The sequence below is a fragment of the Paenibacillus sp. J22FR83 genome (genome assembly GCF_059691955.1).
This window is the reverse complement of record NZ_JCAUAM010000005.1, coordinates 345,529-370,489: the sequence shown is the minus strand read 5'-3', so window position 1 is coordinate 370,489 and position 24,961 is coordinate 345,529. Positions and strand designations below refer to the sequence as shown.

Here is a 24,961-nt window from a genome sequence, read left to right as displayed (position 1 = left end):
GATGGAGCGTGTGCGCGAATACAAGAGTCCTCTAGCGCTGAGCGGTGTATTCAATGCGGAACGGTTTTGGCGAGAGCAGGGATTGTCGAAGCTGCCTCAAGTTGCAGACAAACAAGCAGAGCGAATTGTAGGCTTGATGGATGAGCTTATGTTCAGCTTAGCCCGCCCTGGTGATTATGTGTTGACGAGTCTTCCGATGCATGCCACGCATTTGGACTATCTCGCTTCAATCGGATTTGATTTTCAGAATGTCATTTGTGATACGGCAGACGAAAACCTGGACATGATGAATCTTCCTAAGTTGCCGTCTGATTGTACGTTCAATTCATTCGCTGTCCTTCCCCACCATAAGCAACTGTCAGAGTTGCTGGGGATTGCGTATAGCGAGCCGGATAATGAGATCATTCAGTGGGTGAACGGCAAGCATTATTCCACAGATATGCGTTCAAGACTGGGGATTCCTAATCCTGCGCGCATAGCTACAAGCTCAGAGGAATTGCAAGAGATGGCGTTAGAGATGCTTAAGGAAGGTCCCATGCTGATTAAGGACGACTACGGCGTATCTGGCAAGGGTATCATTCACGTACGTGAAGAGACAGTGCTTCGCCGTATTGCCAGCTTTTTGGCTGCACAGGAGAAGAAGGGTTGTCATACTCGTCTGATCTTAGAACCCTTACTGCCGAAGACGTTAGACTTTTCCACCTTATTCCATCTCTCGGAGAAAGGTGATTTCCGGCTGGTATCCGTGCAGCAGATGATCAATCGTGATTTTGCTTTTCGCGGTATTGTAACACCAAATGATGTCTTCCACATGGAGCTAGAAGCGACTGGATACCTGGAACTCATGGAACAAATCGGAAAATCGATGTATGCGGATGGCTATTGGGGCGATGTTTGTGTAGATTCGATGCGGCTTGAGGGAAATGAATGGATGCCGATCGTGGAGATTAATGCACGCAAGTCGATGAGTCATATGAAGAATGGGATTGATGCATTCGTTGCCAGGCATGGCATGCAATCTATGTTAACGTATTACAGTATTTCTTATACGCATGAGACATCGTATGAACAGATTCTCGATTGCCTCCGTCGTGAGGAGTTATTATTTGATCCGAAGTGTGGAATGCCTGGTATCGTGCCGTTGTCGGCCAATACTTTACTTGCGGGCAGCGCGCTCAATGTACCAGGAAAGGGCCGTTTGTATGCGGCGATTGTCTATCGAATGGAAGAAGATTGTCTAGTTGTGGAGACCCGTCTGCAAGAGATATTTGCGGAACTAGGACTCCGTATATGGAATTAAATCTGGCATACACATAGGGAGTGATGAGAATGAGTGAAGCAAAAATGGAGGCACAATCGACCAAACCGACTTTTGGAAACTCCGCCCCGCGCTGGATATTCCTGCAACTGCTGGAGAGCTGTAATCTGCGTTGTAGAATGTGCTATGAATGGGGAGAAAGCGGTGCGTACAACGAGAAGGCGATTTTGTCTAAGTTGGATATAAACGTCGTTAAGCAGATTGTCGAATCGTGCAGTCACGCAAAGCCATTTTATGATCTATACGGTGGTGAGCCACTGATGTATCCGCACCTCGAAGAGTTGTTGGCGTTGATTACCCATTATGGAAGTACAGTGCAAATGCCGACAAACGGGACCCTGCTAGCGAGCAAAGCGGAAATCCTTGTCAAGTACAATGTTAACCGTATCTGGGTTTCACTGGATGGACCGGAGGAATTCAATGATGAGCAGCGAGGAAAGGGCGTTTTTGCGAAAGCAAAACGAGGTATCGAAAAGCTGTATGAAGCCAGAGAGGCAAGACCCGAATCCAATATGGAAATTGGTCTCAACATGGTTGTGACGCCTGCTAACCATAAGCAGATTGCCCGTATGTTTTTTGAAAGCATTGACTTATCTAAGCTTGATTGTATCAGTATTGAAATGCAATCGTACCTAACCGAGGAGAATCATAACCAATATGTGAAGCTGCTGGAAGAGAAATTCGATGTCAAAGGCGCTCCGATTGCCCGAGGGTTTGTACAAGATATCAGTAAATTTGCGGATATGGACTTTGAAGGGATTTTCAATCAAGTGCAAGCTGTCAAGGAAGAGTGTGATCGTAGGGGAATCTTCGTGAATTTGTATCCTAAATTCAATACAGTTGAAGATATTCGCAAGTATTTCACTGCCAATTGGCACGAGATGTCAAAGGTGAAGAAACGGTGTGTCTTTCCATGGATCAGTACGGAGGTGAATGCGCTCGGCAATGTGACGTCATGTCACGCTTTTTATGATTTGACACTCGGCAATGTGAACGAGACGCCTTTACTGGATATTTGGAATGGTCCGCGTTATAGCAAATACCGTAATCATTTAAAGAAGGAATTGCTTCCGATCTGTCAGGGGTGTTGTTTGTTCTACAACGAAAAGCCAAAGTAAGGTGAAAACGATTCCATGGAAAGAGGTGATTTCATGCAACCGACCAGCAAATTGAAAGTGGATAAAGAATTGTTTGATTCTTTGAAGCGTACCGTTCGCAACGTTATCGTGGCGCGCAAAGGCAGGGGGATGGACAGTCTATACAAAACGGATATGCCCGAATCTATCGGAATCAAGATAACGAATCGTTGCAATCTGCGCTGTAAGCATTGCTATCAATGGAGCGAAACCGGCTATCATCATGATATGGATGATGAACAGCAAAATTTGGATATCGATGTACAGATCATCAAGAATATTCTGGATGAGACGAGGGATGCGAAATCGAGGCTTTACTTATGGGGCGGAGAGCCAATGTTCCATCGCAAGTTTAGTGAAATACTAGCCTTAGTGGCTGCCGATCGCAGGGAAACCCTTATTTGCACAAATGGCTTGCTGATTGACAAACATATGGATGGTCTTCTCGCTCTAGGTAAGGATTTGGAGCTGTTGTTCGCGATTGAAGGGTTTGAGAGGGAACATGACCTAATCAGGGGCAAAGGTTCGTTTGGCAAAACCATGGAGCAGATTCAGAAGCTGACCGAGCTTCGGGAGCAAGGTGTCTTTAAAGGCGGTATTTCCGTTCACTGCGTCATTCACGATTATATGATTGGTCGATTACCGGAATTGATGGCCTTCTTTGAAGAAAGCGGAATTGATTTCGTACTGCTTTGCTTCCCCTGGTTTATTTCGGATGAGGCTTCTCGGGAGATGGATCATTATTTCACGAAGAACTTCGATTGGTTAACGGATATTAGCGATCGGAAATGCAATTGGCATGGATTTAAATATCAAATTAATCCAAACAATGTCCCTGCCTTGTTGGATGATTTAAAGTTGATTAAAAGCCGCAGCTGGACAACGCGCATCCGATTTCAACCAGGACTTGAGCCTGATGAAATTGAAAGTTTCGTACGCGGCCAGGTTATGAATGTGCGCTGTGCGGATACGTGTCTAGCATTGTCTACGCGAGTGGATGTCCTACCGGACGGGAGTGCTTCTGCGTGCAAATTTTTCTCCGAATTCACCGTCGGTAATTTAAATAATAGCGGCTTGCGTGAGCTATGGCATTCTGACCAGTACGATCGGATACGTGGAAAAATAAATACGGAACTGACGCCAGCCTGTTCCAAATGCAGTGTGCTCTACTTGACGAGCTCTGCAAATATAAAGCATATATGAGTATCTTCGAAAACAAGGAGATCGTTGTTGCTGCTTTAGGATGTCCGGCCATTTTGCCACGTGCCCTGCTTCAACCAGCACGCGAGGTTGAGGGGGTTCGAGTCGCAGGACTGGCGAATCGGACGGTGTTGAAGGCGCAGGTGCTCGCCGAGGATTACGGTATTGCGAAAGTTTATGACAATTTCGAGCAATTATTAAAAGATCCCGAGGTCCATCTTGTTTATATCGCGCTAAGCAATGAACTGCATGAGGAATGGACTGTTCGTGCTGCCAAAGCGGGCAAAAGGGTGTTGGTTGAGAAGCCGATTTGTTCGAATTTGACCGAATGGGAGAGGATCGAGCGGGCGGCTAAAGAGGCAGACGTACAAATATGGGAAGGGCTGATGGTGCAGCATCATCCTTGGCAGCACACACTTCGATCCATGATCGAAGACGGCCGATACGGGCGGTTGTTAAAGACGGAGACGAGAATTAGCTTTACGCCTAAGGACAATTTCCGTGAAAATTATCGAAGCAATCCTACCAAAGGTGGCGGTGTATTTCGTGATCTTGGCTGTTATTGGCTTCAATTCATTCAGGCCATCCACGGGCTGGAAGGCGGCCGTGTCTCTGGCCAGTCCGATTTCGCAGGTCCGGATGGATGCGATTGGACTTTTCGTGCTAAGGCTGCATTTGCAGATGGCCTAGAATCGAACTTCGTAGGTTCGTTTGAAATGCCATACAAGTCCAAGCATGTGTGCTACTTCGAACAAGCGACGGTTACATTGGGCGATTTCTTTCGCGCCAATGTCGGACACTACAAGATTCGGCTGACGATCGAGTGGTTGGATGGCGGACATCGTGAACAGATAGAGTTCGAGCCAATGAACTACTATACGAATCAATTAAGAGCTATTCGCGATGCGCTGAGACAGGGAAAACCAAGCGAACCTTTTAACCAAGTGAAGGAGCGCATCGCAATGGCTGATACGATATACCAATCGGCTTTGCAAGACAGAAGAGGAAAGGCATGACCGATTCATAGACAGAAATGGCTTCTTTGAAGGAGATGACACACGTGCCAGCCATTATCGTAAAGGACTTGAGCAAAACATTTGAATACTATAAAAAAGAAGTGGGTCTTCGTCACTCTTTAACGAACTTGTATGCACGGAAAAAGCTGTATAAGGAAGCGGTTAACAATGTCTCCTTTGAAATCGAAGAAGGGGAAATCGTAGGCTTTCTTGGTCCTAATGGGGCTGGAAAGACAACCACGTTGAAGATGCTCTCTGGTATTTTGTATCCGAGCGCAGGAGAGGCAAGCGTGCTCGGATTCAACCCATGGAAGCGCCAAAAGGCTTTTAAACGTCAATTCTCGATCGTGATGGGCCAAAAAAATCAACTGTGGTGGGATTTACCGGCCAATGAGTCCTTCTATCTCAATAAAGCGATATATGAGGTGGACGATCATCAATACATGCGGACACTAGGAGAGCTCACTGAGCTGCTCGAAGTGCGAGACTTGTTGGATGTACAGGTTCGGAGGTTGTCGCTTGGCGAGCGGATGAAAATGGAGCTTATCGCAGCACTTCTCCATAATCCGAAAGTATTGTTTCTCGATGAGCCGACGATTGGACTGGATATCATCTCTCAGCGCAAAATTCGGGAGTTTTTGAAGCAGTATAATGGGACGAAACGCACAACGATTATTTTAACAAGCCACTATATGGAGGATATTCAGTTTCTTTGCAAGCGCACCATCGTAATCAATAATGGTAGCGTTGTCTACGATGGGGATCTTGCCAGGGTGAATGACACGCTCGGAGACCGCAAAGTGATCAAGCTGCAATTAGAGGAGCCAGTGGAAGTGGCCCGCTTCCGAGCCTATGGGAAAATACTTTCTTATGATGGTATTTATGTACATATTGAGGTGGACCGATCGCAATTTAAGTCCTGTGCCCAGTCTTTGTTGGCAAACTTTCCAGTCGTGGATCTCACCATTGAGGATATTCCAATTGAAGAGGGCATCGCGCGACTGTTCGAGAGAGGAGTGAACACCGATGCTTCCGCTTCCCTGGAAAACGTACGCTAAATGTTTTAAAATGGGTGCGCTCAGCGCAATGGAGTATCGTGTTGATTTCTTTATTCGGCTGTTTAGCGGCGCGATGCCGATTGTCATCCAATGTTATCTGTGGACCGCTATTTTCCGCAATTCGTCATCCGCTACGGTATTTGATTATACCTATTCGCAGATGATTGCCTATTCCATTCTAGCGATTCTCACGTCTACCGTTGTGGCGGCAGGGTTCGAGCGCGAGATTTCCACGGATGTAAAAGAAGGTAGTTTGAACAAGTTCATTGTGCAACCGATCTCTTATTTTTACTTCCGTGTATTCAAATTCCTTGGCGACAAAAGTATTCGGATTGCGATACTCGTTGTGATTAACGCCATTGTGATTGCTATTTTGCATGTCACGCTAGATTTCCAACTCAAGATGCAGTCTGTAATCGGGTATCTCATGGTGATTCCGCTGTCATTACTTTTGAACTTCACGATCTATTATTGTATTAGTGCAATTAGCTTTTGGGTTATCGAGGCATGGGGGATTTTTGCAACCTTTACTTTACTTGCAGGCATAGCCAGTGGAAGTATGTTTCCTATTGATATTTTTAACGCGCCTATACAGCGGGTGCTTGAATGGCTCCCATTTCAATATGTCATCTATTTCCCTGTCAATATTTTAAGCGGTAAAGTAACTGGAGCGGATATCATGTTTGGTATGAGCATCCAACTGATCTGGCTCGTTGTATTCCTGTACGTTTCGAAATTGCTGTGGCAGGCTGGGATGCGCAGATTTGAAGCAGTTGGAGGTTAAATAGGAGGAGACACAGATGAGCGAATTGTTGAAGGGGACGAAACGCTACTTATATATTTACTGGCTATTATGCAAAAACAGTTTCATGTCTGAAATGGAATACCGTGTGAATTTTATTTTTGGGGCGCTGATTGAAGTTGCCTATTTATGTATCAAACTGCTTTATGTGTTAATTGTTTATCAAGCAGGGGTGAAAGTTAACGGCTTGACGCCTGATGGCGTTCTTCTGTGTGTGGGGTCATTTACATTTATGACTGGTATTTATTGTTTGTTCTTTTATATGAATTTCGCTCGGCTCCCCGGACATATACGAAACGGTACGTTGGATATGATGATCACAAAGCCAGTGTCCCTTCAGTTCATTTCGACGCTGAGTCGAATCAATTTTGGTTTCTCATCGACGAATCTCATTGCAGGCATCATCATGATCATCATTGCCTGGCGGAGATTGGAAATGCCCGTAACGATAGATAATGTCTTGATGTATGCGATATTCACGGTGTGTGGGGTCATACTGAATTACGCATTATTCTTATTGCCGTCGCTGTTAACATTCTGGACGGTGCAGTCGAAAGGAATCAATGACGCGTCAGCTCTCTTATGGGACATGAACTATATGCCAATGACCATATACAGCAAAAGTCTCCAGTTTGTCGGAAGCTTTCTACTACCGGTATTTCTCATCACCAATTTGTCTCCTTTCTATGTACTGGATAGGCTGCCGAATTATATGATGATTTGGGGCTTCATTGCTCCAATACTGTTTATAGTTCTTTGCCGATTGCTTTGGAAGCACGCAATCAGGAACTATACCAGCGCAAACAGCTAGCGCTAGTTCTACTCTACATAGGAAAGCAGGGGAAATGACGATGACAAAAGTGGTCATTTTGTGCGGCGGGCTCGGTACAAGGCTGGCTGAAGAAACGAACGTGAAGCCAAAGCCTCTTGTCGAAATCGGAGGACTGCCAATCCTAGTGCATATTATGAAGATGTACGGCTCTCAGGGTTTCGGTGAATTCGAACTCGCGCTAGGTTATAAAGGCGAGATGATCAAGCATTATATGCTGCATTATCCGTATTATTCGAAAGATTTGACCATTGATATGCGAACGGGTGAGGTAAGTAAATCGGGTGACGGCGGCGAAGATTGGATTGTACATTTAACCGATACAGGGGAACGGACGATGACCGGCGGTCGGTTGCGGAGGTTGAGACCAAGGCTTGGAAATGGCACATTCATGATGACTTACGGCGATGGAGTTAGCGATATCAACCTAAGGGCGCTACTGGACTTTCACCGATCGCACGGTAAGCTTGCGACCGTAACCACAGTGCGCCCTCCAGGACGTTTCGGCACGATGTTGACCGAGGGGGATCAAGTTAAGGTTTTCCATGAGAAACGGGATCAGGAGGAACGCTGGATCAATGGTGGATTTTTCGTGCTGGAACCGCAGGTGTTGGATTACATCGAGGGTGATGCGGACAGCTTGGAAAGTGATGTGCTCGATCTCATTGCGCGCGACGGTCAACTGATGACTTATCGGCATGAAGGTTTTTGGTCTTGCATGGACACAATTCGAGATCACCAGTCGCTGGAGGCGTTGTGGGCAACTGGTGAAGCGCCATGGAAGGTATTGAAAGAGTCTTGATGCAAGTAGCCTTTTCTGCCTAATACTCAAGTGGAAGATCATCTGACAAACCGCCGGCAATATATGCCTTGACGAGCGCGATAGGGTTGCAAACTGTCGGCTCTTTTCGCGCGCGAATCTCGAAATAAAGATTGAAATTTGATTACGCTTACAAACACCTTAAAAATGAACGCTGTTATTTAAGTTTTCAACACTATTCATGTCTAACTATCGACTATACAATAAAATCATATTCTCCAAGCTGCAGCTTGAGTCAGGGAAATAAGGAGGAGTGAAGGTGGTTTGAAACAGCTAACAGAGGTAGGCACATCGCAGCGGACAAAGCAGCTCACGACGGCAAAACGATCCATCTGGCATGAAATTGTCAAACAGAAATATGCTCATTTGTTCGTTTTAACGGGAATGCTGATTGTCTTCGTTTTCCATTACTTGCCGATGTTCGGCATTTTGATGGCATTTAAAAATTATTCAATCTCGACAGGAATTAAGGGGATCTTTACGAGTGAATGGGTAGGGCTCAAATATTTCAATGAATTTGTCCACGCTTACAATTTCAAGCAAATTGTAACGAATACGTTGGCAATCTCTCTTTTGAAATTAGTCTTTACCTTCCCGATGCCGATTTTATTGGCCATTATGTTTAACGAAGTGCGGCATCAGTTTTTTAAGCGTTTCGCACAGACAGTCAGCTACTTTCCTCATTTTATTTCGTGGATCGTCGTTTCTGGGTTGCTCGTTGTCTTCTTGTCGACCAACTCTGGTATTGTAAACGATTTATTGAAGGGATTAGGTCTTGTGAAGGATTCGCTTCCGTTCCTGTCCAGTCCGGATTATTTCTGGGGGCTAGCTGTCACGACGGCCATGTGGAAAGAGGCGGGCTGGTGGGCGATTATCTTCCTCGCAGCGATCAGTGGACTCGATCCTACGCTGTATGATGCAGCCGAGATGGACGGAGCCGGTCGATTACGCCGTATCTGGCATATCACACTGCCTGGTATCCGTGGCACGATTATCGTCGTACTTATTCTGGCAGTCGGAAGCATGCTCGGCGGAGGCCTTGTTGGATCCAACTTTGAGCAATCGTACTTGCTCGGTAATTCGATTAATAACGAACGCTCAGAGATATTGCAAACATATGCGTTCAAGATGGGCTTAGCACAAGGACGATACGCATATGCGACGGCAATCGACTTAATACAATCGGTAATCGCTATCATTCTTGTATTCGGAAGCAATTACCTATCCAAAAAAGTCACCAAAAACAGCTTGTTCTAACAGCGGAAAGGAGTCAATTATGCATCGCAAAACGATCGAAGATCGCATTGTTGACACTGTAAATATTAGTTTGCTTGTCATCATTGCGCTGGTTACGTTGTACCCCTTTTACTATTTAATTATTATTTCGTTCAATAACGGGCTTGACACCACGCTGGGCGGCATCTATTTTTGGCCAAGGGATTTTACCTTCAACAATTATGAGAAGTTTCTCAGCGATCCGAAGTGGATTAAGTCTTTTGGGGTCTCCGTGATAAGGACAGGTATCGGAGCGGCCGTCACGATCTTTTTTACGTGTTTGACAGCGTATGGTCTGGCGTATCGTAATCTGGTGTTTCAGAAGTTCTACTTTTCATTTTTTATCATTGCCATGTACACCTCGGGCGGACTTATCCCCTATTACGTTGTACTGCGCAGCATAGGATTACTCAATACATTTTGGGTTTATATTGTTCCAGGTGCAGTGACAATCTTCTTCCTCATTATTGCGGTCTCATTCTTCCGTGAGATACCTGCGGAGATGGAGGAATCGGCGCGAATAGATGGGGCTTCGGATTTAACTATTTTTTTGAAAATAATCCTACCCGTCTCCAAACCGCTGATTGCTGCAATGGGATTGTTTATAGGCGTAGGCCAATGGAACTCATGGATGGATTCGGCCTATTTTGTCAATAAGGATTCGCTCCGACCATTAACCTACCGTATGATGGAAGTTATCAATCAGGGGATGATTCCGACGGATATGGCTTCTGCGGATTACGCTGCGGCCGTTACGGGTGTGACAACCTTTTCGATACAGGTGACAGCCATGGTTATCGCAGTTATACCGATCCTGCTTGTCTATCCTTTTTTACAAAAGTACTTTGTTCAAGGAATTATGATCGGTTCTGTAAAGGGTTAAGCAGCATTCGTTTGAGTTCTAGTGTATGACGTTGGTGGAGCGCGGAATAAAACCACAAATAAAAAAGAGGTTTTATTCCGTTTTACATATAATTTAAGGTAGAGATAAAAAGGAGGCAATTCAATGAAGAAGGTTTTTAAATCGACAGGGTTGATAGCGCTTGCAGGGATGATGTTACTTACAGCCTGTTCAAGCACCAACAGTGGCAACAGTACGGAAACTAGCAAGACGAGTACTGCACCAGCTGCCACGCAAGAAGCCAAGAAAGCTGACCAAAAACCTGTAGAGCTTACGGTATTCGTCAATATGCCATGGTGGTCTCTAAAAGACTGGAGTGGCAAGGTTCCGGAAGAAATTACTAAGAAAACCGGAATTAAGCTGAACGTTCAGGTTGCTACGGACGATAAACAGCTTCCGCTTCTGATCGCTTCAGGCGATTTACCTGATTTGGTATATACAGCTACTGATCTGACGCGCATGGCCGTCAGTAATGTATCTTATCCATTGGGGGACTTAATCAAGAAGTATGCGCCGGATTTCAAGATTAGTAAAGAACGTATGGGCGTCAACACGATGCCAGACGGCAACTTCTATACGATACGAAATGCATACTCTACGGAGCAAGAGTGGAAAGATAATCCAAAAGCAATACCAGGCACGAGCGGTTTGACTTTCCGTCAAGATATTATGGATAAAATTGGTAATCCTCCACTGGATAACTTGGATGATCTCACCGCGGTTCTGGGCAAAGTGAAAGCTCAGTTTCCGGATATGACGCCGCTCGTGTGGGATAAAGATCAAATCGGTCAAAATCTCCGTATCAACTTCGGATTGAAGAAAGCCAAAGGCTTCGTGGACATTGACGGTGCTGCGAAATACTACCTGAAAGATAAAAACTATTTGAATTACTACCTGTACATGAACAATCTGTACCGCAAAGGATATATGACATCTGAGAACTTCACCTTTAAGGACGCTCAGCAAGATGATCAATTGGTATTAAACGGTAAAGCCTTTGCCCATGGCCATGGTAATGCGGATGCGACCAACGCGCAATTGGAAAAACTTGGGGCAGCATTCAAAATGACGCAAGTGACGAAACTGCTTAGCGACCAAGCGGGTGTTCCGATGGGTGGATCCGGCTGGGCAGGCATGTATATTACGAAAAAGAACAAAAACCCAGAAGCTTCAATTAAATTCTTGCAGTTCATGTACAGTGAAGAAGGACAAAAGCTTGGACTTTACGGTATTAAGGGCGAAGATTGGGAATATAACGAAGCAGAGAAATATCCGGTTATGAAATATGATTTCAACAACGCTGAAATTCAAAAGAAAATGGGTGTTGTTTGGTGGGGTCTGATTGGCAGCAGCGGCGTTAACGAAGCACTACAACGTTATAGCCCGACTTCTCAAATGACGAAATGGGGTCTTGCTAATAGGGCCGCTCTTAAGTTCAACCCTGCACTGGGTCTAGTTACTACAGAACCAGATACAGAAGAGCAAGTAATTGAAAATCAAATCACAAATATGGTCACGACCGAAGAATTAAAAATCTATTTGTCGGCTTCCGAAGCAGAAGCCAAAGCCAATTACGAAGCTATGATGAAAAAGGCCGAAGGCATGGGACTGGCGAAATTGGAAGCCTGGGCTACGGCGAAATACAAAGAATATCAGAAAAACTTTTAATTTTTAGCTTGATGTAAACGCTACAAAAGTGGATGCTTGCCGATATGGCCGAAATGCGTAAGCATTTCGGCCATTGAGTCGAGCCATCTATTTATCAATTTCAGGAGGATCCTTCTATGAATTACAAGAATCTGCGCGAGAGGTTTGCTTCACCGGATCCGGATTTCGGTCCAGTGCCGTTTTGGTGGTGGAGTGCGGAGGAAGTAACACCGGAACGCATTCGATGGCAATTACAGAAATTCCGCAGCGGAGGCTTGCGCAATATCGGCATCATCAATATTGCGCCGACGGGCCCTCAATACGGAAGCGTCGCCGACGATCCGCCATATTTTAGCGAGCGTTGGTGGTCGATGTTCGAAGTGGCTCTGCGTGAAGCGCAAAGATTGGGTATGCGTATTTTCTTCTACGACCAAATCGGCTTTTCGGGAACCAACTTTCCGGCTCACCTTGTTGCAGAGCATCCGGAATGGGCCGGTTACCAGCTGCGTAGACTTGCACATGGCGAGGAGCTGACTGAAGATTCAGCGTTACTAACTGAGATCGGCGGCTACCGGTACATAACGGTTAGGCAAGGATTTAATTGGCTCGACAAGCGCGCCACAGAGCAGTTATATGACCGAATTTACGGCGAGTTCGAACGGCGTTTTCCGAGTGAGCTAGGCCGGACGATTGGCGGCAGCTTCCAGGATGAGCTTCCATCGATGCCATTATGGACGGATAGCATTCCCAATCTGTATGCCAAGCGGTATGGAGAGAACTTGATTGCCGCATTGCCGGCACTGTTCGAAGATATAGAGGGAGCTTCGCTTATACGAAGGCGCGTTTACGAACTAGCGACCGAGCTGGCGGAGGAAGCGGTGTTCAAACTGCAATATGAGTGGCACAAGCGCCATAATATGCTGCAGTGCTGCGACCAGGCTGGACCTGCGCGTCGCGTCGATCTCCATGGTGCGCAACGGCTTTATCTGGATTATATGCGCACGCATCGCTGGTATAATGCAGCTGGCAGCGATATGGACGGCGAGATCAAACCGCATGCATCGATGGTTCATTTGCACGGCGGTAAACGCGTGTTCCTAGAATCTTTCCATACGAGCGGTTGGGGCGGAACGATGGAGGAGACGCTGCACTGGTTAGTACCTTGGCTGCAGTCTGGTGTGACGCTTTACAGCCCTCACTCTGTCTATTACAGTACGCGTGGGGGATGGTGGGAGTGGGCGCCGCCCGACACGGGATGGCGTCAGCCGTATTATGAGCATTACGGCGTGTTTGCCGATACGGTCAGCCGTGCGTGCTGGCTGTTAACACAAGGAACGCATGTGGCCGATGTTGCGGTTCATTATCCTTCACACGCGGCATGCGGTTGGATGTCGTTGTCAGACGGAGGGCCTTTGGAGCATCCGATGGCCGTCGCCAACATGATGCCGCATAAGCGGATCGCGCATGTGCAAGAGGTTTACCAATCGCTGACAGGCCGCTGGAACCGCAAGGAGCGTAATCAACCAGGTGCGCTTCGCTCCGCATGCATCGACTTTGATGTGACGGACGATTCCGCTTTGGAGATTGCGAGGGTGTCGGATGGCAAGCTCCAAATTGGCGACGAATCGTTCTCAACACTATTGCTTTGCGGCACCACTTTGATGGATGATGCTGCCTTAGCGAAGGTGAAAAAATGGGTTGAAGCCCGCGGTCTGGTTATTGCCGTACAGTGCGGAGAGGATGATCCGGTGCTGGAGGGAGCTATCTATGTCGGATCCACTCAAGAAGCGTTAGATATACTTGAATCGAATTCGCTGGGCCGCGCAAAAGGGCCGAATATGCCGTTGATGCGCAGGATCGAGGATGCCGATGTGTTTCTTCTGCTGCCGGAAGCGGGAGAGCTGCTGCCAATGCACGAACCATCGGGCGAGGGGGTGCGGCCTCCGCGGAGTGTGCGCTATCGTCTGCGCACCGCAGGCTATCCGCAGCTGTGGGATCCGGTGAGTGGGCAAGTGTCCCCGCTTTCCTATCGCAGGGACTGTGAATGGGTTGAGCTGGAAGTTGTGTTCGACAGCTGGCCTGCGGCATTCGTCGTATGCCCATGGGATCAAACGGAGGCTGAAGTGTTCAGCCACTCCACGCCCCCATCGGACAGACTAGCGCAGCCTGCGGAAGTTCCCGTACTTCCAGCAGATCAGGACCCGGTAGCAGAGCTGCATGACTGGCAGGTTCTGGCAGTGCCTACGCTGGATAATCGCTATGGGGATTTTGATTTACATGGCGGTCAAACCGCTTTTGCGCCGATCGAGCGCCGTGAGTTTCTTGTCGCGTGCGAGGAGAGCGAAGCAGAGGGCATGGCAGCTAATTGGCATGTGAGCAAACTTGACGATTCAGTCTGGATGAAACGGCTGTGGAGCGAGGCTGCTTACTGGGAAGCATCCCGGGATCAAAGCTTTGATGAAGGCAGTATATGGCGGGTCGTCTACAGCAATACGCTGGGAGATCTTTCGTTCCGAACATGGGCGGGTCGTATGGGCCGAGTTCCCCGTAAGTTTTTAAATTTGGGCATGGCGGATCTTGGCAATAAGATATGGGCGAGAACGCATGTCGTAACGCCCAAGGCCGGGACGTATTGGCTGCGCACGGAGAGTAATGCGGCAATAGCCCTATGGGTGAATGGAGAACGGATCGCATTCAGAGGCGGTCCTGAGGAGCAAACTTCTGCTGTGAACCTTAAGCACGGAGCTAATTCGCTGCTGCTGTGCGCGGAGGCTCTGGCCAATGGATTGATCCGTGCAGGGGTTACCTTATGTGAGGAAGAACAAGAGCCGCTGCCGAAGTGGATTTATTCGCCAACCCCTAATCCGAAAACGCGGTTGTCGTACACGATTTCTGAGCAGGGGAAAGGTGCTATCAGTCGCGTACGCGTCATTTTCTGTGCGAAGGAACGCGTTGCGCTCTATGTAAACGGCAAGCAAATGTCTGAGCATGGCGATTTCAATCCTTATATCCGACAGGGTCAAGAAGAGATTGATCTGACGCAGTATTGGCATGGCGGCGACAATATCATCGAGCTTGTCATGCCAGAGGGACAAGGTGTGGCCATGGTAGACGGCGTGATCGAGCGTGCGGATGGAAGCAACCAAATGTTCTGCACGGGGCCATTGTGGTTGAATGAACAGGGACAGTTCTCCGAAGTTCTACATGAAGCCGTGCTGCAGTTTGCCGAGACGGAGACGATGTGGCTTCCAGGCCGCACCCATCCTTTGCCGAATGTCGACTGGCTGATGCCGGATGCCAAACCGACGTCTCAGCCATTGCCGTTCGTCCGCGACACATCTCAGCTTGGGAAAGCGATCTGGCTGCGCTTCCCACTCCCGGCGGGAGCCACGGCGCTTCAGGTTATCTGCGCTGGAGTGTGCGAATGTTGGATAGACGGCGAGCAAAAAGCAATGCGAGACGGCCAAGCGCGATTCGAAGCGCAATTGGCAGGTACAATGGCTGCGCTTCGCATTGTGCCAAGTGATAGGAGTACAGAGACAGACGTGCTGCTCGCGCCGATTCGATTCGAGGTTGCGAAAGTGAAAGGTGAACTCGGCGATTGGAGATCCGCGTTGTGCCTGCCGCATCATAGTGGTGTAGTTGAGTATGAGTCGATGGTCGAATGGAATGAGGGCAATAACGCGGTACTCGAACTGGGGCGTGTTCGCGGCACGGCGGAGGTATGGTTGAATGGCAAACCGCTCGGTGTACGCGCATGGAGCCCCTATCGATTCAAGCTTGAATTCGGCCCGGGAACGCATCATCTACGTATTCGTGTGACGAACACGTTGGGAACCCATTATGAAATTGGCCGCCCGTCAAGCAACGTCGGTGGTTCCACGAATCCGAAGGTGTCTTACTGGCAACCTGATACAATGCCTAAGCATTGGGAGAAGGCGTTTGCGGCTGGCGGCTTGTATGGCCCCGTTCGCCTGTACGCTGGCAAATAACCAATTGATCATATTGCTTAACTTTTAAGCAGAATGCTAGAATTAACTAAATAGAATAAAATTCCAATAGTGGGTACAGCGGACTCGATCCGAATCGAACCGTATGTACAGGGAGGGATAGCATGCTTAACTTGATGATCGTAGATGACGAGCCCTTTATGTTAAAGGGGCTGATTAATATCATTGAGAAAGGGCAGACACCATGCTCGCGGATTGTCAGTGCGCATGATGGATTTGATGCGCTTGAAAAGCTGGAGAACTTCCGTCCCGATTTGCTTATTACGGATATTCAGATGCCGGAGATGAATGGACTTGAACTGATACGTAAAGTGCGTGAGCGCGGTCTATGTGATCGCTTCATCATTCTGACCGGATACGATGATCCTGCTTATCTGCACCAAGCCATACGCTGTAGAGTGATTGATTATCTGTTGAAACCGATCAATAAGGCTGAGCTTTATGACGTGATGTCGAATCTGTCACTGGAGTTGCTGGAGAGTGAAGATGAGGTTAGCTCCCATGCTTCATCCGACTGGGAAGAAACTGTTCCGGGCGTCGACTACGATCAAATGTCCAAAAACGTCAAAAAAATTATCCGTCATATCGAGACACATTATAGGGAAAATATTTCACTTGATCAAATTGCCGAGCATGTATATTTACACCCCAATTATATCTCCTCGCTCTTTCGTAAAGAGACAGGGCTGACACTGATCAATTATTTACATCTGTACCGCATTAAGAAGGCGAAATTACTGATGCTTGGCGATTCGATGGATTCCTTACACCGTATATCCGAGCAAGTTGGATACGAGAGCGTACGACACTTCTTCAGCGTTTTCAAAAAATATTGCGGTCTTACACCGAGCGAATATCGGCAGCACTACAAAATACAATAGTCCATACAAATGCATATGACTATCGTTGCACTATGGCGATGTTACCGAGACGAGAAGGAGGGTGAAATGACTGTGGATTCACTATATACCTATTATGATGAGATTAAGGATAAACTGGCGGATGTCTTGAAACTGGATCAGGAGACGGTACTTGGATTAAGCGAGGATGAAGATCTGCGAAACTATGGTTTAAGTTCTCTTGCTGCCGTGGAACTCGTCGTAGCGTTGGAACTGAAGTTTAATATCTTGATCGAAGATGAAGATATGCTGATCGAGAATCTGTGCTCGCTGAACCAAATCGCGATTCTTGTTCGCCGTCTAGAGGAGGAGCAAGCTTGAATGTATGTATTGAGGATATTCAGGTAAAAACAGGCAATGACTGTATATTCGCGAACATGCAGGAGGCACTTCGTGTTTCAGGGAGTAATCTGACGGAGGCGGCGCTATTCTTTCTGTGCGGCGGCATGAATGTTCCTTATCTTGGGGACCCAAAGACGTTCTGGTTTGAAAGGATGGAGCAAATTACGACACCATTCGTAAAGATTCAACAGCAATTTTCCTTCCATAACACCTCTCAGGAATACCCTGTGAATCTTGTGAACGACTGCACCGACAGTTTGGCACAAGGATATCCTGTGTTGTTATCAGTACGAACCCGATGTTTGAGTTATCACAGGGCTTATACAGAGAATGCAGCCCGCGGTCATGTTGTTACGCTTTATGGATTGGACGTCGAGCGCAATGAAGCCTATGTAGTTGACCCTCATTTGCGCGACAAATCTGGCTGCATACATACGTACCAAGGACCAGTCGCATTGGATGAGTTGGAGAAAGGCTGTACGTGCCTCACCTTTTACCGCCCGATTTCCGACAATCGGACGACGCCCAATGCGGTGGTGACGCGTGCGTATATGGACCATATCGCTTCGTTCCTGGATTGTGACAGAGCACTTGAAACAGGGGGGATCAACGCCGTCAGACATGTGATCTCGGATTTGGCGGAGTGGGTTACCATGAGTAAAAAGGAACTGCAGGAGTCCTGTGAGGAAGTGTACTACGGCTTGCGTGTTGGCTGCATTCTGAGCCATATCGAATTTATACAGATGTATGCGGAGGAAGCAGGTCTTGTGCATCGCCCCGGCTATCACGAAGCGATGTCCCTGCTTGAGCCAATTTATAAGGAATGGAAGATGTTTTTATTGATGTTATACAAAATCGGTGTTCAAGGGCGCTCTGAACGGATGAAAGAGCTCTCCGTAAATGGTTTGAAACTGCTGGACAATTATGCCGAGGCGTTAGGCGGATATTTGCGATGGCTGGGGAACCAGGTAGAGAGATGATCACTTGATCTTAATAAAACGAGCTTGAGCGTAGTTGCGCATCAGGCTCTTCAGGCATGCCATTTTTCAACTTTCGGCGAATATTGTAGATGAAATTGGAGGAATTTGAAATGAATATTCATAAACCTTGGGATAACGGTAGACTTCTTGTTTCGGAAAACGGACGTTATTTACAGCATGCTGACGGTACTCCATTTTTTTGGCTGGGAGACACGGCATGGCTGATTTTGAAGCGGACGACAAGGGAGCAGGCTCTAACTTATCTGCGTGACCGGAAAAAAAAGGGCTACAACGTCATTCAGATCATGCTTGTGCATGATTTGAATTCTGAGAACGCGTACGGGAGAGTGCCGTTCCGAGATCTCGATTTGGACCAGCCCGATGCAGAACGATCAGAAGCGTTTACAAGTTATTGGTCATATGCGGACGAGGTGATCGACATGGCCGAGCGTGAAGGACTGTATGTTGCAGTTGTCCCTGTATGGGGCAGTGTTGTTGAATATTATTCCCCCAATGCCGAGACAACTGAGCGTTATGGCGAATGGGTCGGTAATCGCTACAAGAACCGTCTAAACGTGATCTGGCTGAATGGAGGCGATATCCGTGGCAGCGATCATAAGGATGTATGGCTCCATATGGGCCGTGCGATTCGGAAGGCTGCTCCAGATCACCTGATGACGTTCCATCCGTACGGACGGACACAGTCCTCGACGTGGTTCCATAACGAGGATTGGCTCGACTTCAATATGTTTCAGTCAGGGCATCGCAGCTATGACCAGATGGATGAGGCCAATCCCGACACATTAGTCGGTGAAGACAACTGGCGATTTGTGCAAAAGGATTGGGCCGAAGTACCGGCGAAGCCGACGATCGATGGCGAGCCGTCCTATGAGGATATTCCTCATGGCTTGCATCACCTGGAGGCGCCAAGATGGAAGGCGGACGATGTAAGGCGCTATGCCTATTGGGCTGTGTTTGCAGGTGCATTCGGACATACGTACGGGCACAATGCAGTCATGCAGTTTCATGCAGAGGAGCGGGGAATTGGCGCATACGGCTGTACGCGGAGCTGGATCGACGCGTTGGATGATGGCGGCGCGAAGCAGATGGTCCATTTGAAGCATCTGTTCCTATCAAGACCTTATGATGAGCGGAGGCCTGACGAGACGGCAATTTGTGGTGATCCAGGTTATCGATACGATCGTTTATTCGTGAGCTTGGGTAAAAGCTATTTGATGGCCTACACCTATACGGGCCGGTCGATTACCTTGCGGCTTGGACTATTTTCAGGTAAGAAGGCCGCGGTTTGGTGGTTCAATCCGCGAACAGGTGAAAGTGAGCCCGCTGGTGTGGTTGATAACGAGGGAACGCAAGAGTTCGTTCCGCCAACGGTAAGCGCACCTGGGAACGACTGGGTGCTGGTGCTTGACGATGTCGATCAAGGATATGCGAAGCCGGGTGTCCCTATTTCACGCTAATACTGTACAAATTCTAAGAAAATTCATTAATATTGAACGCTGTATTGCTGCCTTTCTGGGATTACAATGAATAGAAAAGATAGATCTTACAAACCGGAATCGGATAGAGGGTAAAGCGTAGGTGCTGCCTTCTAGCCAGTTTCGGTTGTTTTCGCATAGACAGAGAGGCGGGTCATTAGGATGCGTTGGATGGAAAGCATAAGGAAAATGCTAGAGAACCTATTTCCGAGAATTCGTACGATGCTATTATTGAGTTATTTTATTATCATTCTCTTCTGCATTTCATTGATTGGTACCGCTTCATTTTATATCTCCTACAACTCCATGGCGGAACGAGTGGAAACCGCCAGCGCTCAAATCGTTAGGCAGATCGAGTTTAATATGGACAACGATTTTCATAATAAAAGAAATCTACTACTCGCTCCTTATTACAATCAGGAATACATTGACAACATTAATGCTTACTCAGCTATGGACAGCCAGAATAAGTTTCTGTTTCGTCAGAAACTGGGGGATCTTTATTTGAAAAGCTTTAACATAACACCGATACCAGATTTCATCCGCTTTCAGATTTATTATAGCAACGGGGAGTTGCTCAATTCTTCGGATAACACCTCCTACGGTAACGCAAATCAAGTATTAAACGCGGATTGGTTTCGACAAACGGTTGCGAAGGATGGCTTAGTTAACTTCTTCAGTTCTCCGCTAGAAAGTGGTCAGGTTGAGGGGACGACCGCTTACTCCACCTCGATGCTCATTCGCGATTTCTCCAATCCGATCGGGTTTATCATAGTGCGTGCTGATTACAATTACGGTCTGTTTAAAGGAATGGGACAGCATGCGGATTTGACGACAAACAGCCGTTTTCTAATTTTGAATGACATGAATAATCCAATCTTCGACTCTTCCAAGGGGCATGCAACCGACGTCGATGAACAAACATTAGCCCAGATCAAAGGGGCCAGCGGAAAGTTCTGGACGGGTAGCGGTGATCAGACCATGCTCGTTTCATACACGCGTTCCCAATACTCGAACTGGAAAACTGTCTTAATCATGCCGAAAAAAGAAATTTTCTCATCCCTTGATCAAATCAAAACGACAGCACTTTGGACGGCTTTAATCGCATTTCTTGTGTCTGGAATTCTATCGTTGCTGTTCGGCAGGAGTATTACCAATCCGATTCTTAATCTTTATAAAACCGTTAACCATATTAAACGTGGCGATTATTCCGTCAGGGTTGAAATGAAACGCAAAGATGAAATCGGGCGAATCGCCATGAACTTCAACGCCATGCAAGATGAACTGCAGAAGCAGATTGAAACGAAGTATGTATATCAAATTAAGCTGCAGCAAATGGAATTGGCGATGCTCTACTCTCAAATTAATCCGCATTTCTTATACAACACACTTGATAGTATTAAAGCGATGGCCGACTACCACGCGGTGGAGGAAATTGGGCAAATGGCGCAGTCCTTAGCCGATATGTTTCGTTATAATACCAAAAATACGGATGAAATCGTCACGCTGCAGGAAGAACTTGTTCAAATTGATGCTTATATCATCATTCAGAGCATCCGATTTGATGGCAAAATCGAGTATCACGTAGAAATTGAAGAAGATCTATACAATTATCCGATGTTAAAAATGACGCTCCAGCCGTTAGTTGAAAATGCGGTATTTCACGGCATCGAACGCAAAAGAGGCAAAGGCACGATTCACCTCCGCGCATGGAAGGAAGAGGAATGGGTCTATATCCAAGTTAAAGATGATGGCGTCGGTATCTCGGAGAAGAGACTGGACCAAATTCTTACGTCTCTCAGACAACCGCTCTATCAGGAGGAGTACAAGTTGTCTGCTGCAAGCGGGGGCATTGGCGTCCAAAACGTATATGCGAGGTATACGATTCGTTACGGTGAGCAGTTCCAATTTAGCGTTGAAAGCAGAAAAGGGGTAGGGACAGCGGTAACCTTGAAGCTAGCCTCCCAACTGAGCTAATAACATAATGTAGGAATATTCAACATAGAAAGTCGTAATTGTGCATGGGGTGTAAGTAAGCGTTTGCAATATAATTGATCCTGTAAGCAATATTAAAGGAGGGGTACAGAAGATGAGGAAAATGAAAACGGTAACACTAGTATCATCCATTGCGGCAATTATGGCATTAACGGCTTGCGGAACCGGGGGGACGAGCTCCAGCAGCTCTACGCCGGCTGCGGCGTTGCCTGCTGCATCAACGGCTGCTGCGACACCGGCTCCAACCAAAAAAGACCCAGTAACACTTACGTTTGCGATTGCCAATACGGTTGACGCTACACCTTTTAATAAAATTTTTAAAGAGTTTGAAACGAAGACAGGCAATAAAGTCGAATTGCAAGCGCTGCCTGGCGGAGACTTTGATAACATGATGAAAACCCGCTTCTCCACGGGTGACTTCCCGGATTTATTCCTCATGCAACCTGGACCTAAGCAGTACGTCAAGCTGAGAGCCTCCGAAACGCTTCGCGAATGGTCGGGAGATAAGACGGTATGGGATCGCATAGTTCCAACATTGAAAGATTTTCAGGCAGATGCAAATAAGAAAATTTATGGTGTCCCATTCGGCGCCACGGGCATGATGGGTATTTATTATAACAAGGATGTTTTTGCTAAAGCGGGCGTTCAGCCTCCGAAAAACTATGCAGATATGATTGAGAGTGCAAAGAAAATTAAGGCAGCAGGGATTACACCTTTTTATGAAGGTCTCAAAGATGGCTGGCCGCCGCAAGTATTCTACTTCACAGGTTGGGTCTCGTATGTCGATCAGGCAATCGGGGATGCAGGCGTACAAAATTTAGAGAAGAATGCGCTCAAGCTGGCTGATATTCCTGCATTGAAAGACTTGTTTATCAAACAAAAAGAGTTGAAGGATCTGGGACTGATGCAATCGAATCCACTCGCGGGCACATTCGATGAACTGCAGAATCTAATGGGCGAAAGCAAAGTCGGCATGGCATTCATGCTGGACGGCATTATTCCACAATTGGAGAAGAAATTCGGGAAAGAATTCGTAACGAATAAAATTGGCTTCTTCCCATTCCCGTCCGCTACTGATGCAGGAACAGCGATGATTACACCGCCGAATCAGTTAATGATTCCAACGAAAGCAAAAAATGCGGATGTGGCAGCTGAATTGGTGAAATTCATGATTTCACCAGAGATGGTTGATCTCTTCTATCAAACGAGCCCAGGAATTCCAATTTTCCAAGGTGCTAAGAGCAGTTTATATCCTGTACAGCAAACTGTAAAAGATTTGATTGATGCCAATAAAGCTAAAGTTAATGTTCAGAATCGTCTGACGCCAACCTTCGCTGATTTCCAAAAAACACTGCAAACATTCTTCATGGATGGGGATGTTGACAAAGCCTTGAAAGAATTCTCTGCGAACTATGAGAAAGACGGAAAAGCCAAGTTGCTTGATGGATTTAAGTAAGCTGATCTGCTAACCCATGCCTATACGGTCGGAACATAGTTTCCGGCCGGAACATTTCATAACCGAAGGAGGGGAGACGAGATGGGAAAGAGTAAGTATCCACTATATTTTTCATTCCCCGCCCTCGCAGTTTTTCTATTATTTTTCATTACCCCAACTTTGATTGGGTTTTACTACAGCTTTACGGATTGGAATATTAATGCAGATCAGATTCGCTTTAATGGCTTGGATAACTATATCGAGCTGTTTAAAGAACCCCGGTTGAAAACGGCTTTGAAGAATACAATCATTTTTGCGGCGATCGTGACCTTGATGCAAAACGTTCTAGGATTAGGCTTAGCTTTAATTATGAATGAAGCCCTTAAACTTCGAAATTTGCTGCGCATGATCTTTTTTATGCCTTATGTGATTGCGCCGATTGTAATAGGATATATTTTTCGAGCAATCTACCATCCGGAACATGGCATTATGAACACCATGTTGGATAAAGTAGGACTACAATTCATGGTGCATGATTGGTTGAATGATCCTAAGTATGCCTTGTTCTCCATTATTGTTACTGACCTTTGGCGCGTTGCAGGCTTCTCAATGGTTGTCTATTTGGCAGGTTTGCAATTCATTCCAAAGGATCTGATCGAAAGTGCGTCCATGGATGGTGCGCAATATTGGCAGCGTTTCCGTTCTATTGTATTCCCGCTGTTAGCTCCAGCCTTAACCGTGAACGTACTCCTTTCTATGATCGGTTCCATGAAGGTGTTTGAAATGGTGATGGTACTGACAGAGGGTGGACCAGGTTACACCACAGAAGTATTTTACACGTATATTCGCGGTATGTTCAGCACGGGATTATTCGGCTATGCAACAGCGGTTAACGTGGTGTTATTCATCCTTGTCACCATTATTGGCGTTCCTGTACTGATGGCGATGAAGAAGCGAGAGGTCGAGATGTAATGAGAAAAAAGTGGACACTCTGGGTGCTTGAAATCATCGCGATATGCTTAGCCTGTCTTATTCTAATTCCATTTCTAATGATTGTGATCAACTCTTTTAAAGGAATTCGAGAATCAGCTCTATTCGGGTTATCCCTTCCTTCCGAATGGCAATTTGCTAATTATAAAGAAGTTTTCCATCAGGCTAACATTCTTAGGGGATTCAAAAACAGTATTTTGATTTCTGTTCTAGTTGTCGTCTGTGTGAATCTATTTGCCTCCATGGCAGCGTTTATCATTCAACGTAGAGATAGCCGGTTTTTACAAGGTGCATATTACACATTCATTATGGGGCTTATTGTGCCGGTATCCATCGTGCCTACGATTAAGCTGCTTGGAGATCTTCATATTAGAGGCACTTATTTCAGTTTGATTATGTATTACACCGCAGTGCTGCTGCCATTTGCAGTGTTTCTGCTCGTGGGCTTTATGAAATCGATCCCAAGAGAATTAGATGAAGCTGCTTTGATGGAAGGCTGTGGGTATTTCCGGTTATACTGGCAAATCATTTTACCATTGCTGCTAACTGTACTCGTCACCGTCTCCATTGTCGTGATGGTTTCAGTTTGGAACGACTTCTTCGGTCCGTTCTATCTGATGACAGACAGCACGAAATGGACGATTGTACTGCAAATCTTTAATTTCGTGACGATGTACAGCACGAATTGGGGTGTTGTGTTTGCCTTCATGGTGATTGTAATCTCCCCTATTCTGATTATTTACTTACTGCTGCAAAGATATATTATTGATGGTCTGACAGCGGGTTCCATGAAAGGCTAGTGCAATTCAAAT

General features: G+C 46.6%; 20 protein-coding genes. All 20 read left to right on the top strand.

Going from position 1 to position 24,961, the window contains the following annotated elements:
* Window position 1: 1 nt before the first annotated feature.
* The 20 genes from AC58PV_RS12190 (at window position 2) to AC58PV_RS12095 (ending at window position 24,949) form a co-directional block, all read left to right on the top strand.
* On the top strand, window positions 2–1,300 hold the full coding sequence (locus AC58PV_RS12190; RefSeq protein WP_497432497.1) for an ATP-grasp domain-containing protein: 1,299 nt from the start codon (window positions 2–4) through the stop codon (window positions 1,298–1,300).
* 29 nt (window positions 1,301–1,329) lie between these two features.
* Window positions 1,330–2,436, top strand: coding sequence for a radical SAM protein (locus AC58PV_RS12185; RefSeq protein WP_497432496.1), 1,107 nt, complete (start codon window positions 1,330–1,332; stop codon window positions 2,434–2,436).
* Window positions 2,437–2,451: 15 nt separating this feature from the next.
* Window positions 2,452–3,657 carry a radical SAM protein gene (locus tag AC58PV_RS12180; protein WP_497432495.1) on the top strand — a complete coding sequence of 402 codons (1,206 nt, stop codon included), beginning with the start codon at window positions 2,452–2,454 and terminating at the stop codon, window positions 3,655–3,657.
* A gap of 53 nt (window positions 3,658–3,710) precedes the next feature.
* Entirely contained in the window at window positions 3,711–4,670 is a 960-nt protein-coding gene (locus AC58PV_RS12175; RefSeq protein ID WP_497432494.1) for a Gfo/Idh/MocA family protein, read from the top strand.
* 44 nt (window positions 4,671–4,714) lie between these two features.
* Window positions 4,715–5,728 (top strand): ABC transporter ATP-binding protein, encoded by a 1,014-nt coding sequence (locus AC58PV_RS12170; RefSeq protein WP_497432493.1) that lies wholly within the window; start codon window positions 4,715–4,717, stop codon window positions 5,726–5,728.
* Window positions 5,697–6,512 (top strand): ABC transporter permease, encoded by an 816-nt coding sequence (locus AC58PV_RS12165; RefSeq protein WP_497432492.1) that lies wholly within the window; start codon window positions 5,697–5,699, stop codon window positions 6,510–6,512. The genes AC58PV_RS12170 and AC58PV_RS12165 overlap by 32 nt, the downstream gene beginning before the upstream one ends.
* A 16-nt stretch (window positions 6,513–6,528) precedes the next feature.
* Window positions 6,529–7,341 (top strand): ABC transporter permease, encoded by an 813-nt coding sequence (locus AC58PV_RS12160; protein WP_497432491.1) that lies wholly within the window; start codon window positions 6,529–6,531, stop codon window positions 7,339–7,341.
* A 40-nt stretch (window positions 7,342–7,381) separates the two neighbouring features.
* A complete protein-coding gene (gene rfbF / locus AC58PV_RS12155; RefSeq protein ID WP_497432490.1) occupies window positions 7,382–8,161 on the top strand; it encodes a glucose-1-phosphate cytidylyltransferase in 780 nt (259 codons plus the stop codon).
* A 282-nt stretch (window positions 8,162–8,443) separates the two neighbouring features.
* The gene (locus AC58PV_RS12150) at window positions 8,444–9,436 is read left to right on the top strand and encodes an ABC transporter permease (RefSeq protein ID WP_497432489.1); all 993 of its coding nucleotides are present in this window, start codon (window positions 8,444–8,446) and stop codon (window positions 9,434–9,436) included.
* Window positions 9,437–9,455: 19 nt separating this feature from the next.
* Window positions 9,456–10,337 (top strand): carbohydrate ABC transporter permease, encoded by an 882-nt coding sequence (locus AC58PV_RS12145; RefSeq protein ID WP_497432488.1) that lies wholly within the window; start codon window positions 9,456–9,458, stop codon window positions 10,335–10,337.
* A 123-nt stretch (window positions 10,338–10,460) separates the two neighbouring features.
* Window positions 10,461–12,023, top strand: coding sequence for an extracellular solute-binding protein (locus AC58PV_RS12140; RefSeq protein ID WP_497432487.1), 1,563 nt, complete (start codon window positions 10,461–10,463; stop codon window positions 12,021–12,023).
* A 116-nt stretch (window positions 12,024–12,139) separates the two neighbouring features.
* A complete protein-coding gene (locus tag AC58PV_RS12135; RefSeq protein ID WP_497432486.1) occupies window positions 12,140–15,994 on the top strand; it encodes a glycosyl hydrolase family 2 protein in 3,855 nt (1,284 codons plus the stop codon).
* Between the two features lie 122 nt (window positions 15,995–16,116).
* Window positions 16,117–16,893: a response regulator transcription factor gene (locus AC58PV_RS12130; RefSeq protein WP_497432485.1), complete on the top strand. Its 777-nt coding sequence runs from the start codon at window positions 16,117–16,119 to the stop codon at window positions 16,891–16,893.
* Window positions 16,894–16,959: 66 nt separating this feature from the next.
* Window positions 16,960–17,232 (top strand): acyl carrier protein, encoded by a 273-nt coding sequence (locus AC58PV_RS12125; protein ID WP_497432484.1) that lies wholly within the window; start codon window positions 16,960–16,962, stop codon window positions 17,230–17,232.
* Window positions 17,229–18,233 (top strand): BtrH N-terminal domain-containing protein, encoded by a 1,005-nt coding sequence (locus AC58PV_RS12120; RefSeq protein WP_497432483.1) that lies wholly within the window; start codon window positions 17,229–17,231, stop codon window positions 18,231–18,233. The genes AC58PV_RS12125 and AC58PV_RS12120 overlap by 4 nt, the downstream gene beginning before the upstream one ends.
* Before the next feature lie 110 nt (window positions 18,234–18,343).
* Complete coding sequence (locus tag AC58PV_RS12115; protein ID WP_497432482.1) at window positions 18,344–19,711, top strand: glycoside hydrolase family 140 protein; 1,368 nt, start codon at window positions 18,344–18,346, stop codon at window positions 19,709–19,711.
* 189 nt (window positions 19,712–19,900) lie between these two features.
* Complete coding sequence (locus AC58PV_RS12110) at window positions 19,901–21,706, top strand: cache domain-containing sensor histidine kinase (protein WP_497432481.1); 1,806 nt, start codon at window positions 19,901–19,903, stop codon at window positions 21,704–21,706.
* Window positions 21,707–21,818: 112 nt separating this feature from the next.
* Complete coding sequence (locus AC58PV_RS12105) at window positions 21,819–23,180, top strand: ABC transporter substrate-binding protein (protein ID WP_497432480.1); 1,362 nt, start codon at window positions 21,819–21,821, stop codon at window positions 23,178–23,180.
* An 81-nt stretch (window positions 23,181–23,261) separates the two neighbouring features.
* A complete protein-coding gene (locus AC58PV_RS12100; RefSeq protein WP_497432479.1) occupies window positions 23,262–24,131 on the top strand; it encodes a carbohydrate ABC transporter permease in 870 nt (289 codons plus the stop codon).
* A complete protein-coding gene (locus tag AC58PV_RS12095) occupies window positions 24,131–24,949 on the top strand; it encodes a carbohydrate ABC transporter permease (RefSeq protein WP_497432478.1) in 819 nt (272 codons plus the stop codon). The genes AC58PV_RS12100 and AC58PV_RS12095 overlap by 1 nt, the downstream gene beginning before the upstream one ends.
* Window positions 24,950–24,961 lie beyond the last annotated feature (12 nt).

Coding starts and splice junctions, on each gene's coding strand:
- AC58PV_RS12190 (WP_497432497.1), top strand. CDS start 2: ATGGAGCGTGTGCGCGAATACAAGAGTCCTCTAGCGCTGAGCGGTGTA.
- AC58PV_RS12185 (WP_497432496.1), top strand. CDS start 1,330: ATGAGTGAAGCAAAAATGGAGGCACAATCGACCAAACCGACTTTTGGA.
- AC58PV_RS12180 (WP_497432495.1), top strand. CDS start 2,452: ATGGAAAGAGGTGATTTCATGCAACCGACCAGCAAATTGAAAGTGGAT.
- AC58PV_RS12165 (WP_497432492.1), top strand. CDS start 5,697: ATGCTTCCGCTTCCCTGGAAAACGTACGCTAAATGTTTTAAAATGGGT.
- AC58PV_RS12160 (WP_497432491.1), top strand. CDS start 6,529: ATGAGCGAATTGTTGAAGGGGACGAAACGCTACTTATATATTTACTGG.
- rfbF (WP_497432490.1), top strand. CDS start 7,382: ATGACAAAAGTGGTCATTTTGTGCGGCGGGCTCGGTACAAGGCTGGCT.
- AC58PV_RS12145 (WP_497432488.1), top strand. CDS start 9,456: ATGCATCGCAAAACGATCGAAGATCGCATTGTTGACACTGTAAATATT.
- AC58PV_RS12140 (WP_497432487.1), top strand. CDS start 10,461: ATGAAGAAGGTTTTTAAATCGACAGGGTTGATAGCGCTTGCAGGGATG.
- AC58PV_RS12135 (WP_497432486.1), top strand. CDS start 12,140: ATGAATTACAAGAATCTGCGCGAGAGGTTTGCTTCACCGGATCCGGAT.
- AC58PV_RS12130 (WP_497432485.1), top strand. CDS start 16,117: ATGCTTAACTTGATGATCGTAGATGACGAGCCCTTTATGTTAAAGGGG.
- AC58PV_RS12125 (WP_497432484.1), top strand. CDS start 16,960: ATGACTGTGGATTCACTATATACCTATTATGATGAGATTAAGGATAAA.
- AC58PV_RS12115 (WP_497432482.1), top strand. CDS start 18,344: ATGAATATTCATAAACCTTGGGATAACGGTAGACTTCTTGTTTCGGAA.
- AC58PV_RS12110 (WP_497432481.1), top strand. CDS start 19,901: ATGGAAAGCATAAGGAAAATGCTAGAGAACCTATTTCCGAGAATTCGT.
- AC58PV_RS12105 (WP_497432480.1), top strand. CDS start 21,819: ATGAGGAAAATGAAAACGGTAACACTAGTATCATCCATTGCGGCAATT.
- AC58PV_RS12100 (WP_497432479.1), top strand. CDS start 23,262: ATGGGAAAGAGTAAGTATCCACTATATTTTTCATTCCCCGCCCTCGCA.
- AC58PV_RS12095 (WP_497432478.1), top strand. CDS start 24,131: ATGAGAAAAAAGTGGACACTCTGGGTGCTTGAAATCATCGCGATATGC.